The 16,273-nt window shown below is 71.6% G+C and carries 9 protein-coding genes; 5 read left to right on the top strand and 4 right to left on the bottom strand.

Annotated features, from left to right (window positions below):
• Window positions 1–20 precede the first annotated feature (20 nt).
• Together phnD (IG196_RS01600) and phnD (IG196_RS01595) are read right to left on the bottom strand one after the other, a co-directional pair.
• A complete protein-coding gene (gene phnD, locus IG196_RS01600; protein WP_192196889.1) occupies window positions 21–1,034 on the bottom strand; it encodes a phosphate/phosphite/phosphonate ABC transporter substrate-binding protein in 1,014 nt (337 codons plus the stop codon).
• 11 nt (window positions 1,035–1,045) lie between these two features.
• Window positions 1,046–2,086, bottom strand: coding sequence for a phosphate/phosphite/phosphonate ABC transporter substrate-binding protein (phnD, locus tag IG196_RS01595; protein WP_192194712.1), 1,041 nt, complete (start codon window positions 2,084–2,086; stop codon window positions 1,046–1,048).
• A gap of 164 nt (window positions 2,087–2,250) precedes the next feature.
• Between phnD (IG196_RS01595) and IG196_RS01590 the strand changes: the two genes are divergently transcribed.
• The 4 genes from IG196_RS01590 (at window position 2,251) to IG196_RS01575 (ending at window position 8,173) form a co-directional block, all read left to right on the top strand.
• Window positions 2,251–4,155, top strand: coding sequence for a hybrid sensor histidine kinase/response regulator (locus IG196_RS01590; RefSeq protein ID WP_192194711.1), 1,905 nt, complete (start codon window positions 2,251–2,253; stop codon window positions 4,153–4,155).
• A 227-nt stretch (window positions 4,156–4,382) separates the two neighbouring features.
• Window positions 4,383–5,393 carry an ABC transporter substrate binding protein gene (locus tag IG196_RS01585; protein ID WP_225616891.1) on the top strand — a complete coding sequence of 337 codons (1,011 nt, stop codon included), beginning with the start codon at window positions 4,383–4,385 and terminating at the stop codon, window positions 5,391–5,393.
• Window positions 5,390–7,378, top strand: coding sequence for an ATP-binding protein (locus tag IG196_RS01580; RefSeq protein ID WP_225616890.1), 1,989 nt, complete (start codon window positions 5,390–5,392; stop codon window positions 7,376–7,378). Before IG196_RS01585 ends, IG196_RS01580 begins: the two co-directional genes overlap by 4 nt.
• Before the next feature lie 6 nt (window positions 7,379–7,384).
• Window positions 7,385–8,173, top strand: coding sequence for a hypothetical protein (locus tag IG196_RS01575; protein ID WP_192194709.1), 789 nt, complete (start codon window positions 7,385–7,387; stop codon window positions 8,171–8,173).
• Here the strand turns inward: IG196_RS01575 and IG196_RS01570 are convergent.
• Entirely contained in the window at window positions 8,131–9,873 is a 1,743-nt protein-coding gene (locus IG196_RS01570) for a glycosyltransferase family 2 protein (RefSeq protein WP_225617117.1), read from the bottom strand. The genes IG196_RS01575 and IG196_RS01570 overlap by 43 nt on opposite strands.
• 47 nt (window positions 9,874–9,920) lie before the next feature.
• Between IG196_RS01570 and IG196_RS01565 the strand changes: the two genes are divergently transcribed.
• Entirely contained in the window at window positions 9,921–10,787 is an 867-nt protein-coding gene (locus IG196_RS01565; RefSeq protein ID WP_192194707.1) for a glycosyltransferase family 25 protein, read from the top strand.
• A 13-nt stretch (window positions 10,788–10,800) separates the two neighbouring features.
• Here the strand turns inward: IG196_RS01565 and IG196_RS01560 are convergent, their stop codons facing one another.
• Window positions 10,801–16,272: a beta strand repeat-containing protein gene (locus IG196_RS01560; protein WP_192194706.1), complete on the bottom strand. Its 5,472-nt coding sequence runs from the start codon at window positions 16,270–16,272 to the stop codon at window positions 10,801–10,803.
• Window position 16,273 lies beyond the last annotated feature (1 nt).

The following is a 16,273-nucleotide window of genomic DNA, read 5'->3' as shown; positions in this document are numbered from 1 at the left end:
CGGCCTGCGCTGGCCGTGCCTCAGCGGGAGGCGCTCGACGCCTTCAGCGCCTCCACCTGCGCCGCATACGCCTTCTCGATGCGCTGCAACCGCTGCTCGCGCGCCGCATCGTTGACCCACGCGGCCGCCAGCGCGCGCTGGCGCCCCAGCTGGTATTCGAGCTTCGCTTCCGGCAACAGCGCGCTGTCGTCCGCCGCGACATACCCGTACGCTGCGCGCAGATCCTTCAACACTTCACGCTCGGCGTCCGCACGCGTCCCTTTGCCTTTGCCATAGCCGACCAGAAAGGCCTGCAGCTTCGCCTGGAACTCCGGCGGGTAGTCGCGCCGCACCACCATCGGTGCGCCGGGTGGCGGTTCGGACTCCCAGATCACCTGCAGCCGCGCGGCTTCGACCGGGAACTGATCGCGGAAGCGCTCGAAGTCGGTGGTGTTGTTGGTGGCGACATCAGCGTCGCCATTCGCCACGGCCAGCGCGGTGGCCTGGTGCGTGCCGACGAACTCGCTGCGAAAGCGCGTTTCCATCTCGATCTGGTTCGGCAGGAAGAGCTGGCTCTGCGGCACGACGAAGCCGGTGACCGATCGGCTGTCGCCGCGCGCGAGCCGCCAGCGTTCGGGCTGGGCCAGCAGGCCTTCGAGCGTGTTGAGCGGCCCGACTTTGCGCGCGAGCAGCACGGCGCGGTGTTCGGGCATGCCGTCGCGCCGCGCGATCTGCGCCACCACCTTCATGCGCCGCTGCATGACGGCATCGAGCGCCATCTTGGCCGAGAGAAAGGCCATGTCGATCTCGTCGCGGCCGATGGCACGGTCGAGCTCTTCGTACGACGGCACCGAGTACGCGCTGACGGGCAGGCCCAGCGCGCGGCTCATGTCGGCCATGAGCGGTGTCCACAGCGCGCGCGACTCGACAGTGCCGCCCAGCGGCAGCACGCCGAAGCGCACTTCCTTGATCGCCGGCGTGCCCTTTGCGGAGGGCGCCGGCTGCGCGCCCGCCGGCCACGGCGCCATCAGCGACGACACGGCCAGCGCGAGCATCGTGCGGCGGTTCAAGGGCTCACATCCTTCAGCACGGCGAGCTGGCCGGCGTAGCCGGTCTCCAGCCGCTGCAGCCGCGCCTGCCGCGCCGCGTCGTTGACCCACTGCGCGGTCTTCGCGTTCTGCAGCGCGAGCTGATAGGCCAGCTTGGCGGCGGGCAGCAGCGACGTGTTGTTGGCGGCGACGAAGCCCGCGAGGTCGTGCAGCGACTTGAGCACCACGCGCTCGGCGTCGCCGCGCGGCCCCTTGCCGCGGCCGTAGGCGACCAGGAAGGCCTGCACACGCAGACGCAGCTCGGGCGGGTATTCGCGGCGCACGACGATCTGCGCGTGCGGAATCAGCTCCGACTCCCACAGCACCTGCAGCCGCTGCGCCTCGGCCGGGAAGCGCAACTTGAAGCGCTCGAAGTCGGCCGAGTTGTTGGTGGCCACATCGGCCTCGTTGTTGGCCACGGCCAGCGCATTGGCCTGGTGGGTGCCGACGACCTCGCTCAAAAAGCGCGTCTCCATGACGATGTGGTTCGGCAAGAAGAACTGCAGCTGCGGCACGATGAAGCCCGACACCGACTGCCGCTCGCCGCGTGCGATGCGCCAGCGCTCGGGCTGGTCGATCAGCTCCTTCAGCGTGTTGAAGGGCGGCGCCTTGCGCGTGAGCAGCAGCCCGCGGTAGCCGGGCAGGCCGTCGTGCCGCACGACCTGGGCCACGACCTTCATGCGCTGCTGGGTGACGGCATCGAGCGCCATCTTTCCCGAGAGGAACGCCATGTCGACTTCGCCGCGCTGGATGGCCTGCTCCAGTGCTTCGTACGAATTGACCGAGAGCACGCTCACCGGCCGCTGGATGGCGCGGCTGAGTTCGGCCAGCAACGGGTCCCAGTCGCTGCGCGACTCGAAGGCACCGCCCAGCGGCAGGATGCCGAAGCGCACGGGAGCGTCCGCTGCGGGAGGGGCCTGCGCGGCCGCCAGCAGCGGCAACAGCCCCACGGCCAAGGCCAGGGCGGCACGGCGGCCGGTGTCGAGGAAATTGCCGAAACGACGCAAGAAGGCGTGCATGGGAGGAGCGGAAGACACGGGGCCCGCGGCGAGCCGGCGGGGTCTGACATGGGCGACGCGGACGCCATTACATCCCAAATGCGAGTCTTTCTCGTGATGTTTTTCCGGTCTTCCCTGTTCGAGGCCACGGCCCTAAGCTCGCCCCCCATGTGCTCAAGGCCTTCATGAACTGGAACTTCCGCCTCCTGCGCGGGTTGGCCCGCCTCACCTTCGCCCAGCAGTTGATCCTGCTGGCGCTGCTGCCGGCCACGGCCGCCACGCTGGTGGCGATTGCGGTGCTCACGCGCCAGCACCTGGGCAACCTCACCGAGCTGATGCGCGCCAATGCGCAGACCGTCGCCCTGCAGGTGGCCACGGTGGCGCAGGCGCCGCTGTCGCGCATGGACCGCCGCGCGCTGGCGCGCACCGCGCAGACAGGCACCTACCAGCCGCACGTGCAGCAGGTGCAGATCTGGACCGAAGACGGCGAGATCGTCGCCAACTCCGAAACCGTCGACCGCCGCCGTGGCGAGGGCCTGCAAGTCGTGGTGCCGATCGTCAGCGACGACGGCCGGCACACCGGCAAGGTGATGGTCGAGATCGGGCTGGACGCGGTGCGCAGCGCACGCCGCGCCGTGTGGCTCAACGTGGCGCTGGTGCTGGCCGTGAGCCTGCTGGGCGTGGGGCTGGCGGGCTGGTGGGCGGCGCGGCGCATCAGCGAGCCGATCCGCGCGCTGGGCGAGGCGGTCGACCGGCTCGGCGCGGGCGAAGCCGCCAGCGTGGCCATCGAAGGCACCTCGGAGGTGCGCCACCTGCAGCACGGCTTCAACCAGGCGGCGCGCGCGCTCGCCGAAAGCCACCGGCTGCTGCAAAGCCGCATCAACGAGGCCACGGCCGAGCTGGCGCGCAAGAACCAGCTGCTCGAGGTGGCCAGCCAGGCCAAGACGCGGCTGCTGGCCGCCGCCAGCCACGACCTGCGCCAGCCGCTGCATGCGCTCACGCTGTTCTCCGACGGGCTGGCCAACGGCGAGACCGACCCGGTGAAGCTGCAGCGCATCGGCCACATCCGCGAGTGCGTCGATTCGCTCGACCGGCTGTTCTCGGAGCTGCTCAACCTGTCGCAACTCGACGCCGGCGTGCTGCAGCCGCAGTGGGCTGACTTTCCACTCGACAGCCTGTTCGACGAGATCAGCCGCAACTTCCGCCCCGTGGCCGAGCAGCAGGGCCTGCGGCTGGTGGTGCGCAAGACCGAGCTGTGGGTGCGCTGCGACTACGTGATGCTGTCGCGCATCCTGAACAACCTGGTGTCGAACTCGCTGCGCCACACGGTCGAGGGCGGCGTGCTGATCGGTGCGCGCGCACGCGGCAAGGGCGTGCGCATCGACGTGGTCGACACCGGCGTGGGCATTGCCGCGCAGCACCAGGCGCGGGTGTTCGAAGAGTTCTACCAGGTCGAGCCGGCCAGCCGCAGCAACGCGCCCGGCGGCGCGCGCGGCATGGGCCTGGGGCTGGCCACGGTGCAGCGGCTGGCCGAGCTGCTGAACACGCGCGTCGAGCTCAGCTCGCGCCTGCACAAGGGCACCTGCGTGCGCGTGCAGGTGCGCGCCGCGCCCGCCGCGCTGCCGGCGCCGGTGGCACCGACGCCCACGCTCGCCACCACCGTCGACGACAACAGCGACAGCCTGGCGGACCTGCGCATCCTCGTGATCGACGACGAGCGCACGATCCTCGAAGGCCTGAGCGTTGTGCTCGGCAACTGGGGCGCCACGGTGCTGGCCGCGCAGACCCGCGCCGAAGCGCTGGCGTTGGCCGACGGCTGGGACACGCCGCCCGACGTGGTGGTGAGCGACCTGCTGCTGCAGGGCGGCGACAACGGCCTCGATGTGATCGCCGCGCTCGAGCGCCACCCGAACGGCATCGGCGCCGGCACCGCGCGCCTGCTGGTCACTGGCGAGACCAAGCCCGACCGCTTGCGCGAGGTGGCCGCCGCCGGCATCGCCGTGCTCTACAAGCCGGTGTCGCCGCGCGTGCTGCGCCAGGCGATCCAGGCACAGCGCGCCGCCGCGCTGACGATGGCCGCAGGCCTCTGACAACGGTACCTTGCCGGTAGGCGCCGGGTAGTGCGTCGGACATAGACCAAGCAGCCGCTGCAGTGTGATCTTCCTCACACGCGCAGGCCGTCGCGCATGCGGGCATAAGCCCTCCGCCTTATCGCGGGAAACAGGGCGCGTCCTTACATTGGACCATTGCCCCTCGCTGCACAAAGCAGTCCATGTCCGTCGCTGAGAACCTCCCCATTCCGCTTTTCTTCGGAAGAGTGCACCGCGCTGTCCACGCCCTGCTGGCCTGCGGCCTCGTGCTGTGCTTCGCCGCCGCGCCGCGCGTTGCATCGGCGGCCACGCTGACGGTGCTCGTCGGCGACGACCAGGCCGCGTCGGCGGAATTCGTGCAGCAGCTGCGCAGCGACCAGTCGGCCGCCGGCAAGTTCGAACTCGTGCGCATCGGGCCGGGCGCCACGGCTGCGGAACCGCCCAGCACCGACGCCGAGCCCGCCGCCAACACCGGCGTGCGCACGCGCAGCCTGCGCACCGCCGGCGATGCGGGCCTCACCGTGGCGGTGGGCACCGCCGCCGCGCGCGCCGCCCTCGAGCGTCCCAGTGCGGAGCCGCTGGTGCTCGCGATGCTGAGCCGGCTCGACTACGAGACCCTGAAGGCCGCCAACCCGGCCGCCCTGCGGCGCGGCGACCGCCGCGTGGGCGTGCTGCTGCGCGACCCGGCCATGGCCGACCAGCTCGCGCTGGTGAACGCCGTGCTGCCGCAGAAGCGCCGCCTGGGCGTCATCGCCACGCCCGAATCCGAACCGCTGGTGCGCGAGCTGCAGCGCGCCGCGCAGAACGCCAACCCGCCCTGGGACCTGCAGGTCGAGATCGCGCCCGACGCCCGCTCGCTGGCCGCCGCGCTGCGCGCCCTCGTGCCGCGCAGCGACGCCCTCATGGTGCTGCCCGACCTGATCGGCGACAGCCAGGCCGCCACGCTCTCGGTGCTGCGTGCCGGCGCCAGCGCGGGCCTGCCGGTGTTCGGCGCCAGCGAAGGGTTGGTGCGCTCGGGCGGCCTCGCAGCGGCGGTCTCCACGCCCGGCCAGCTGGCCCAGCAGGCGCGCCAGCTCGGGCAGAAGGTGGCCAGCGCAGGAAGTGCCGGGAGCAGCAGCCCGCTGGTGGAGGCGGCCACGCCGGCCACCGTGCGCATCAACGCGACCGTGGCACGCGGGCTCGGCCTGCGTCCGCCGGAGGAACGAGAGCTGACCGAACGACTCGCAGCGCCGCGATGAACACCACGCCGGTCCCCCCGAGCCCGCTGTCCCACCCGACGGCGGCGGGAGCGGCCACGGCGACCGAATCGCCACCGCCTCCCCCGCCACCGGCCACCACTTCGCTCGTCGTGCGCGGCAACCTGCAGCGCGACCTGTTCCGTCTGGGCGTCGTGCCCTGCGCGGCGGTGGCGCTGGCGCTCACCGGCTGGTTCACGCACAACCGCCTGCAGACGCTCGAAGCCGCCTTCGACGCCGAAGGTCAGGCCGTCGCCAGGCAGGTGGCGGCGATGTCCGACCTGAGCCTGTACGCAGGCGACCTGCCGGCGCTGCAGAACGTGGCCTCGGCGGCGCTGCGCGGCGGGCAGGTGACGCGCGTGGAGATCAGCAACAGCGCGGGCGTGTACGTCACGGCCGGGCCGAAGAACGAATCGCTTGCGCAGCTGCGCATGTTCAGCGCGCCCGTCACCTTGCGCGAGGCCTCGCGCGCCAACGCCTTCGCACCGGCCGGCTCCACCACCGCAGGCGACACGCCCATCGGGCTGGTGCAGACCTTCCGCGACACCACCGCCTACACGCACGAGCGCAGCCGCTCGCTCATTGCCGGCATCGGCATCGCGCTGGTCGCGCTGCTGGCGGCGTGGGCGTCGGTGCGCCACATGGCGCGCACGGTGGCACGGCCGCTGCGGCGCGTGTCACGCACGGTGGCGGCGCTGGAGGCCGGCCACTTCGAGGTGCGCTGCGGCGTGGTCGAAGGCGGCACGCGCGGCACGCACGAGCTGGCCGTGCTCGCACACGACATCGACCGCCTCGCCGAGCGCCTGCAATACAACCGCCAGGTGAGCGAGGAGCGCGTGCGCGACGCCACCGCCGTCGCGCTGCAGCGCATGGCCGAGGCCGAGCAGGCCGCGCTGTCGCGCGCGCGCTTCCTGGCCGCCGCGAGCCACGACCTGCGCCAGCCGCTGCATGCCATGGGCCTGTTCATCGACGGCCTGCTGCCCAGCGCCACCGAGGCGCAGCGCCCGGCCGTGCTGCGGCTGCAGGAGAGCACCGGTTTCATGGGCGTGCTGCTCGACGACCTGCTCGAAATCTCGCGCCTCGACGCGCAGGTGCTCACGCCCGCCATCACGCGTGTCTCGCTGGCCGCGCTGTTCGACCAGCTCGACGCGCAGCACGCCCCCGCCGCCAGCGCGGCGCAGGTGCGGCTGCACTGGCGCGACCGCGGCCTGGCGGTGCGCAGCGACGCGGCGATGGTGCAGCGCATCGTCGGCAACCTCGTGGCCAACGCGCTGCGCCATGCGCCCGAGGGCGGCACCGTGCTGGTGGCCGCGCGGCGCAGCCGGGCCGGCGTGCGCATCGAGGTGCGCGACAACGGCGTGGGCATCGCGCCCATCCACCAGGGCCGCATCTTCGAAGAGTTCTACCAGGTGGCCAACACCGAGCGCGACCGCCGCCGCGGCTTCGGCCTGGGCCTGGCGATCTGCGCGCGCATCGCCTCCCTGCTCGGCACCCGCATCACCGTGCGCTCGGCATTGCAGGCCGGCAGCACCTTCGCGTTCACGCTGCCGCCCGCGCGCAAGGCCGACGTCGCGCCGCCCGAGCCCGCACCGGTCGCACTCGCGCCGCTCGCGGGCCTGCGCTGCCTCGTGGTGGACGACGACCCCGCCATCCTCGACGGCACGCACGCGCTGCTCACGCAATGGGGCTGCGAGGTCGAATGCGTCACCACCGGCGCCGAAGCGCTCGCGCGGCTGGGCACCGGCGACATCGTCTACGACGCCGTGCTGTGCGACCTGCAACTGGCCGGCGATGCCGACGGCGTGGAAGTGATCGATGCCGCCCGCCGCCTGCAGCCCGATGCGCTCGCCGTGCTGGTCTCGGGCGCTACCGGGCCCGAGGTGCTGCAGCGGCTGCGCCACGGCGGCGTGACGCTGTTGACCAAACCGGTGGCGCCGGCCAAGCTGCGCGCACTGCTCACCACGCGACGCCACGCGCCCGGCGCCTGAACCTTCATGCCCACTGCCGTCGACCTGAAAAACGTCCGTCCCTTCGTCGCCACGCCCTGCCACAGCGGCGCGGTCGGCACCGAGTGCGTGCGCAGCCTGCTCGGCCTGGTCAACCTCGCGTGGACCCACGGCTTCGCGATGCAGACGCGCTTTCTGGACGGCGACAGCCTCGTCACGCGCGCGCGCAACCGGCTGGCCGCCGAGTTCCTGGCCGACACGCGCTGGACGCACCTGTTCTGGATCGACGCCGACATCGGCTTCGAGCCCGAGGCCGCGCTGCGGCTGCTGAGTGCGGGCCGCGATGTGGTGGCCGGCGTGTACCCGCACAAGAGCGACGGCTGGCCCGACGGCGGCTTGCGCGCCCCGCTGCCGGCCGGCGCCACGCGCGCGGACTTCGAGGCGCTGCATGCGGCGTTTCCGGTCAACCTGAACGATGCGCACGACGCGGGCGCGCGCGTCGACGCCGACGGCTTTCTCGAAGTGCTCGATGCGCCCACCGGCTTCATGTTGATCGCACGCCACGTGCTCGAACAGATGGCGCAGGCGCTGCCCGAGCTGCGCTACACGCCCGACCGCATGGACGACCCGGTCGTCGCGGCGCGCCCGCACTACCGCTTCTTCGACGTGTTCGCCGAGCCGAACAACGGCCGCTACCTCAGCGAGGACTACGGCTTCTGCCGCCGCTGGCAGTCGATCGGCGGACGCGTGCATGTCGACACGCGCTCGCAGCTGTCGCACCAGGGCCTGCGCACCTACCGCGGCGACTTCGCGAGAACGCTGGGGCTGGGCGGCTGAGCCGGTTGCAGGTCGGGCGGCAAGGTGCTGCGGTCGTAGTCGCGGTCGGGCGCGATGCGCATCAGCTGCAGGCCCGGACCTTCTTCCGCGAGGTAGTCGTAGCCGATGGCCTGGAACTGCCGCGCCGGATCGAGCCGCGTGTACAGATCACGCCGCGCCACGCGGTCTGCGTGCCGGATGCTCTTCAGGTGATAAAGCCGATAACGGCTGTAGAACATCAGGCCGTGGCGCTGCGTGTCGTCGGGCAGCCATGTGCCGTGCAGCGTGGGGCTCTGGTCGAACGAAATCTGCTGCGGCAACCGGAACAGCCGTGCGCGCGACTTGCGTCCCCACGGGCCGTCGGTGCGCCAGGCATCGGCCGAGTTCCAGAGCTCGCAGGACACGAGCGACAGGCTGGCGAGCTGGTGGTCGGGCAGCGAATCGACGGTGGCGTGCAGGTGGTTCAGGAACAGCTGTTCGTAGCGCTCGTCGGCATCGCACACCAGCACCCAGCCCGCGCCGTGGCGGCGTGCCGCTTCGAGCAGGCGGCGCTTGTTTTCGTTCTCGTGCCAGACGTGCGCGCCGTCATCGCACGGCGGGTTCGACAGCAGCTCGAGCAGCATCGGATCACGTCGCAGGATATCGGAGGTGCCATCGGTCGAGCCGTCGTCGAGCGCGACGATGCCGTCCACATGGCCGCGCAGGTGGTCGAGGCAGCCGGGCAGGTAGCGTGCTTCGTTCCGCACCTGCAGCACGCAGACGATGCGCAGCCGCGACGTGAGGCGCGGTGCGATCGGCGGGTTCGCGCACTGTGGGCAATGGAAGGCACTGGCTTCGTGGTGCAGCAGGCGCGCGCAGACCTCGCACTGGCGGCGCGAGCCCATCGGCACCACCGGCGCAGTGATGAGCCAGGCCGGTGCTTCGGCGGGCCATGCGTTGGTGCTGTCATCGCGCGCGATGCGATGGAAATCGCGTCCCCATCCTGCAACGCCCGCGCGCGCTTCGTGCGGCGTGCATCGGATCCAGTCGACATCGCGATCGAACTGCTCGCCGCCCGTGCGTGTTTCGTCCGACAGGTGCAGCAGGTGCGCGTCCGGACAGGCCAGCAGCTGCCATCCCACCATCTCCAGGCGCACGCGCAGGTTGTCGTCGTCGCCACCCCATGCTTCAAACGATTCGTCGTAGCCATGCACCGCATCGAAGGCCTCGCGCGCGCAGCACAGCGAGCCGTAGAAGGTCTGCAGCAGCAGCTCGGGCGGCACCTGGCGCGCGAAGGCGGCTTCGAGCGTGTCCGTGAGTTCATCGAAGCGCGCGAAGCCGACGCGGCCGACCGCCACACCGCGCGCGTGCCCCATGGCCGCTTGCAGCAGCAGGGCCGGCGCATCGCCCGCGTAGGCAGACTCGGGCGAATGGACCAGCACGAAGCGCCCCGCGCTGCAGCGCACGCCGGCGTTGATGGCCTTGCACGGCGGGCGCCACGCATGCGCCACGTCGTTGACGAGCACCTTCCAGCGGATCCGCGGAAAGCGCGCGACCAGCGCCAGCACGCCAGCTTCCTCGCCGGGTTCGTCGAGCGCGAGCACGACCTCGATGCCCGGCCGCGCCCAATACCCCGCATTCATCGGCAGCACACGCTCGAAGTCGGCCAGCTTGCGGTAAACAGGCAGCACGACGCTGAGCCACGGGTGGCCCCTGTCAGCTTCCCGGCCTTCCGACGTCATGATGTTCACTGCATCGCTCCTTCAGCGATGAAGCACTGGAGATGCCCATGCAAGGCTGCTACATCAACCTTGAGCGAAGCACCGATCGCCGCGCCGCGATGGACGCGCAGCTGCAGCGGCTCGGACTGACGGGTGTCCGGCGGCACGCCGCCATCGATGCGCAGACGCTCATATCTGGCGATGCAGCGATTACGCCCGGCGAGCGGGCCTGCTTTCTCTCGCACACCGAAGCCCTCGCCCGCGCGAACCCCGGCGAGGCGCTGCTGGTGCTCGAAGACGATGCGCAGCTCAGCGAGGCCCTGCCGGCCGTGCTGCGCAGCGGCGCACTCGCACAGCTCGAAGCCGAGGGCTGCGACATCGCGTTTCTCGAATGCCAGCCCGTGACCTCGACGCAGCACCTGCTCACGCTCTGGCAGAGCCTGCAGAAACGCCTGCCGCCGCAGGGCAGCGATGCGCCGCGCCATGCGCTGACGGGCATCGACTTTCTCGACGCGCGCACGCTCTACAACTGGGGCGCGGTCGCCTACCTCGTGACGCCGAAGGGCCTGCGCGTGCTGCCTACATTGCTGCAGGAAGCGCTCGCGAGCGGGCCCTTGCAACCGTACGACCTGACGCTGGGCAGCTTCCTGCGCGATGGCCGCCTGCAAGGCACGGTGCTCTCGCCCTTCCTCGCCACGCCAGCACGGGGCAGCCATTCCGACAGCACCCTCGGCAGCCCGATGGAATCGGCAGCGCACGACGTGCTCGGCGGCGCGCTGCGGCGTTTGTTCTTCGCGGGGCCGCTCGACGGCCTCGACGCGCAGGTCGCCGCGTGGCGGCACGCACCGCTCACCGACGACCCGCAGCTGCGGCTGCTCGCGGACCTGATGGCGCAGCTCTTCGTGCTCACGGCCCGCGATCACGCGCCGCGCTGACACGCCGGCCTTCTTAAAAGTCCGAACAGCCGTTGCGCCGCTCGGTGTTCACGCAGCTCAGCAGGTTGGGTCGCGAACGCACGCGCGACCATTCGCGCGCCAGCACGTCGGCGCCCTGTTGCGCGCGGTCGCCGTCGAGCGGGCCGGTGGCCAGGCAGATCGGCGCCTGGCCGATGTTCCTGTCGTACAGGTACGAGGTCAGCGGCTCGCGCACCACGTCCACCGAAGGCAGCAACGGCAGGCCGCTCACGCGCAGCTGGCCCGGCACCACGCGCACCGCGTAGCCCTCGGCCGAGGTGAAGGTGCCGTTGATCGGGTACAGGCCCGTCGGGCTGCCCGGCATCGCTGCAGAGAACATCGAGCCGCTGAAGCCCGCGCCGGTGTCGCCGAGGATCAGGCCCGTGAGGCTGTAGATGAAGAACGGGTTGGGCGCCCCCACTGTGCGCGAGGCGTCGGCGATCACCACCGTGGCCGTCGGCTGCTGCGCGTAGATGAAGTGGTTGTCGCCCGGTGTCACGGTCACGGTGCACAGGCCCAGGTAGGCGCAGTGATAGAAGTTGGGCAGCGGGCCCGAGCCGGCCAGGCCGCCGCGCGTTTCACCGATCCAGGTGTCGGCCCACACGCGCCACAGCGCGCCCGAGATGCCGAAGCCGCCCGGGTTCTGCAAGCGCGCCGCCGCCACGAGGTCGGTGCCGCTGGTGCTGCTGACCGGCGCGCCGAGCGTGAGGTCGCCGCTCAGCGTGCGCACGAACACGGTGTTGGCGGCCATCGAATCGGCCGACGTCACCTGCGGCAGATTGCCCGCCGCATCGAAGCCTGTGACCGACACCGGCCCGATCATGACCGCGTTCGCATCGACGTAGGCGAAGCCGCCCGCCGCGCCGCCGCCGACCGTGGCCACGTCGTTGGCCGGGTTGCGCAGGTCGACGCTGCCGTTGCGCGAGCGCGCGAGCAGCGCGCCGGCCGTGATCGTGCCCGCGCCCGACTGGCTCACGTTGCCGGCCGACAGCAGCCCCAGCGTCGCGGCCGAGACCGGCGCGTTGAGCACGATGCCGCCGCCACCGCCTTCGTTCTGCAGAGTGAGCGCGCCGGACGTCGAGAGTGCGCCCGCCACCGTGATGTTCCCGGCATGCGTGGTGCTGCCCGCGACGATGGTCGGCGCCGACAGCTGCGCGAACTCCGCGCCCGACACCGAAAAGCCGTTGACCGTCGGGCCGCCCAGCACGATGGGCGTGGCCGTGTCGTCCGATGCGGTCATGTTCACATCGACCCCGCCCGGTCGCAGGTCGATGGTGCCGGCCGCGACGACCGGCGCTTCGATCACGATCGAATCGCCGCTGCCGTTGTTGCTCGCGCGCAGCAGCACGTTGCCGCTGCTGCGGATGCCGGGCAGCGCACCCGGCGCGGTCGGCGCACCGCCGGCCTGCAACACGACGCCGCGCCCGCCGTTCTGCGACCGGCCCGTGACCTCGATGTTGCCGCCGCCCGTGGTGACAAGCTGCGCGCCGTCTTCCAGCCGCACGCCGCTGTCTTCGGTGGCGGCCGGCGCCGAGGGGTCGTTGTTGAAGTTGTAGCCGCGCAGCGTGATGTCGCCGCTGCCGGTGGTGATGCTGCTGCCGCCGTTGATGAGCACGCCGTGCGCCGCCGCGAAGGTCGACGAGGCCTGGCGCCGCGCCACGCCCTGCACCGTGACGTCGCCGCTGGTGGTGCTGATGGTGCTCGGCCCGATCTGGCCGCTGGTGATGACCACGCCGCTGTCCCACGTGGTCGAGGTGCCGCGGATGTCCACGTTGCCGGTGGCGCTGGCGATGCGCGCGCCCTGCAACAGCACGTCGCCGCCTTCGATGCGCACGTTGCCGCCCGCGCCCGCGTCGCTCTGGCCGACGCGCGTGTCGACCTGCACGTCCTGCGTGAGGATCACGGTGCCGGTGGGCGCGCCGGGCTGGCCGCTGAGCAGCGACACGTTGCCGCCGTCGGTGATGACCTGCCCGCCGTTCAGGCGGATGAAGCCGCTGCCGGGCGTGCCCGTGCCCACCGCGTTCATGGTCACGCTGCCGCCCTGCGTGAGGATGTTGCCCCCGAAGTCGATGAAGCCGCTGTTGCCCGAAGGCGTGCCATCGGGGTTGACGCCCGCATTCATCACCACGTTCAGGTCATCGCCGCCGGTCGCGCGGATGGTGGTGCCCGTGGTTCGCGTCTGGATGCCGCTGGCGGCGTCCAACTGGAGCGTGAGCGGCCCCTTCGAGCCGGTGTAGTTGATGTCCACATCGGGTTCGAGCGTGATGACGCCGCTGCCGCCCGTGCCAGTGCCCGTGGAGATCCGCACGCTGGTGCCGCCGTTGAGCGCGGTGTTGATGTCGCCGTCCTCGATGGTGGAGTTGGCGAGCGCGTCGTACGGATTGGTGGGCAGCGTGCCGCCGGTCGTGCCGTGGCTGATGGTGAGGTCGAAGGGGTCGATGAACCACTGGCCCGCCGTACCCACAGTCGCGGAGGCATCGACGCGTGCACCGCGCAGGTCGAAGCGCCCGGCCGAGGTTTCGATGCGTCCGCCGTTGCCGCCCGCCGTGCCGCCGCGCGCCGACAGCTGGCCGTAGGCGCGCAGCGTCTCGGTCGCCACCACCTTCACGCCGCCGCCGTTGCCCGTGCCCGCACCGGCGTTGGCTTCGAGGCTGGTGTTCTTGCCGATGGCGATGGCGTTGCTGGCCGCGATGTCGATGCTGCCGCCGCCGGTCGCGCCGCTGGCATCGAGGCGCGCCACCGCGGGCGAGCCGTCGAAATTCGTGGCGCCATCGATCAGCACGTTGCGTCCTTGCACCGAGATGCTGCCGCCCTTGCCGCTGTCGCTGGCCACCGAGGCCAGTGTGCCGACGCTGGTCCCCACGCCGGAGAAGGAGGTGACCAGGCGCATCGAGACGTCGGTGCCCTGGGCGTCGATGGCGATGGTGCCGCCGCTGGTGCGCAGCGCCATGGGCCGGTCGGCGTCGGTGGTGACGGCCACGCCGTAGGTGGGCGTGGTCGAGGGCGTGATGATGATGTCGGGGCTGCCGAGCGTGGCGCTGAAGCCTTCGCTGCCCGCGTGGCCGATCACGTCGATGCGCCCGCCCGCGCCGGCCGAGACCTCGCCCCGGATGGCAACGCCGTTGCCGCCGCCGGCCGACATGTTCCCCGCCGCAAAGCCCGTGTCGGTGCGCAGGCCGTCGAGGTTGGCGCCTTGTCCTTCGATGCGCACGTTGCGCTCGCTGGCCACGGTGGCGTCGTCGATGACGACCGCCGTGCTGGCGCCCACGGCAGCCCCGCCGATGTTGGACGTCCAGGTCGGGCCCTGGCCCTTGATGCCGATGTCGCCCACGGACTTCAGCACTGCGCCGCTGCTGACGGCCACGCCGCTGCGCCCATAGCCCGCGAGGCCGTCGAGCTGCAGGCCGCCGGCGCCGGCTTCGACCGTGCCGCCCGTGATCGACACGCCGTTGCTGCCGCGGAAGACGAAGTCGCTGTTGTCCTGGTCGTCGATCCAGGTGCGGCCCTGGCCGCGCATCGTCACGCGGCCGTCCCCGCCGGTCATGACCTGGCTGCCGGCCAGCGTCACGCCATCGCGCCACACGTAGGCGCCGGTGTCGCCGCCGAGCGGGACGATGCCGCCGATGGCGCGGCCGTTCTGCGCGTCGCCCTGGCCGAAGAAGCGCACGTCGCCGCCGTTGGCCGCGATGGTCGCGCCGGTCAGCACGATGGCGCCAGCGTAGTCGCTCTCGGCGGAAGGGTTGCCGCTGGCGTTGTTGATGTTCTTCGCGTTGGTGGCGACGAGGCCGGTGGAATCGGCGTTGAAGTCGACGTGCAGCGCGCCTTGTTGCGATGTGATGGCCGAGCCCTCGTTCATCACGATGCCGCCGGCCGAATCGACGCGCAGCCGCGCCGTGCCGCCTTCGCTCTTGATGACCTGCACACCGGGCGCAAAGGTCACGCCCGCGCCGAGGCCGGTGCGCCCGCTCGCCAGCGTCACGTCGGTGCCGCGGCCCAGCGTGTCGCCGACGCTGCCGGCGCTCACAGAGCCGCCGGTGAAGGCCGGCAATTTGCTGTCATACACCGGCACGTTGACGGCCTCGACGATGCCGAGGTCCGACTGCTTCGCGCTCACCGTCCAGCTGCCGTTGGCGCCGCCTTGCGCGCCGCCGCCCGCGTCGACGCGCACGGTCTGCACGCGCACCGCATCGGCTTCGTTCGAAATCGCGCCGCCCTTGCCAGCGCCTGCGCCGCGTGCGGTCATCTCGCCGTAGGCCTGCAGCCGCGACTCGCGCTCGGGCGCCGCGTCGGCCTCGCCCACCAGGGCCTGGCCCTTGGCGCTGGCCGTGGTGATGGTGCCGCCCGCGCCCTCGGTGGTGGCGTCGGCGCGCAGCACCGAGGTGGACGACAGCGCCACGTCGTAGCCATGCACCGACACGCTGCCGCCGCCGGCCTGGCCGCTGGCATCGATCACCGCGCGCTGGTCGCCAGCGCCGGTGCCTTCGATGCGCACCTGACCGGCCGCGATGCGGATGCTGCCGCCGCGCTGGCCCGCGCCCGCGCCGGTGGCATCGAGCAGGCCGCCGTTCATCTCGATGCGGTTGTCGCGGCCCGCGCCGAGCACGATCTCGCCGTTGACGTTCTCCAATGTGCGTGCGCGCACCGTGCCCGACTGGTTCACCACCAGCTCGCCCGCCGTGTTGGAGCTGCCGACGAGCATCACACGCCCGCCATCGGCCTGCAGCGTGGCGCCCGCGGCGTTCACCACCTTGGCGCTGGTGGCCATGACATCGGCCGCGACCACGAGATTGGTGAGCCCGTCGTTGCCCAGGTCGAAGCTGATCTTGCGGCCCGAGGCCAGCGCGACGGTGCCGCGGTTGGCGGTGATGCTGCCGGTGTTGGTCACCTCGGCGCCCATCAGCACCACGGGGCCGCCGACGGCGGTGAGCACACCGGCGTTGCTCACGGCCTTGGTGTTGCCGTCGGGCCGTTCGAACGTGAGCTGGGTGCTGCCTTCGAGGAAGGCGTTGTCGAGGGTGCTCAGAGCCAGCGTGGAGGCCACGAGGCCGCCCACATTGACCTGTGCGCCCTGACTGAACACCACGCCGTTCGGGTTGACGAGGAACACGCGCCCGTTGGCCGTGAGCTGGCCGGCGATGGTCGAGAGCTCGTTGCCCATCACGCGGTTGAGCAGGATGCTGGAGGCGCCCATCGACTGGTTGATGTTGACCGCGTCCTTGGCGCCGATGGAGAAGGCGTTCCAGTTGATGATCGCGCGCAGCGACGCCTGCGAGATCGCCAGTGCCTGCCCGCCCAGCGGCGACGCGGTGGTCGAACCCGCCACGCCCACGCTGCCCTGCGTGGTGTAGCCGCCCGGTCCGAAGCTCGGCAGGATGGTCTGGGCCAGCGCCGGCGCCAGGCCCATGCAGGCGATAGCGAGCGCCAGCGGGCGCAGCGTCGGCCGGGGTTGGAAGTTGCGTGGCTTCATG

The sequence above is a fragment of the Variovorax sp. 38R genome, assembly GCF_014843395.1.
GTDB lineage: Bacteria > Pseudomonadota > Gammaproteobacteria > Burkholderiales > Burkholderiaceae_C > Variovorax > Variovorax paradoxus_H.
Note: the sequence above shows the minus strand (reverse complement) of the source record. Positions and strands in the feature narration are given on the sequence as shown.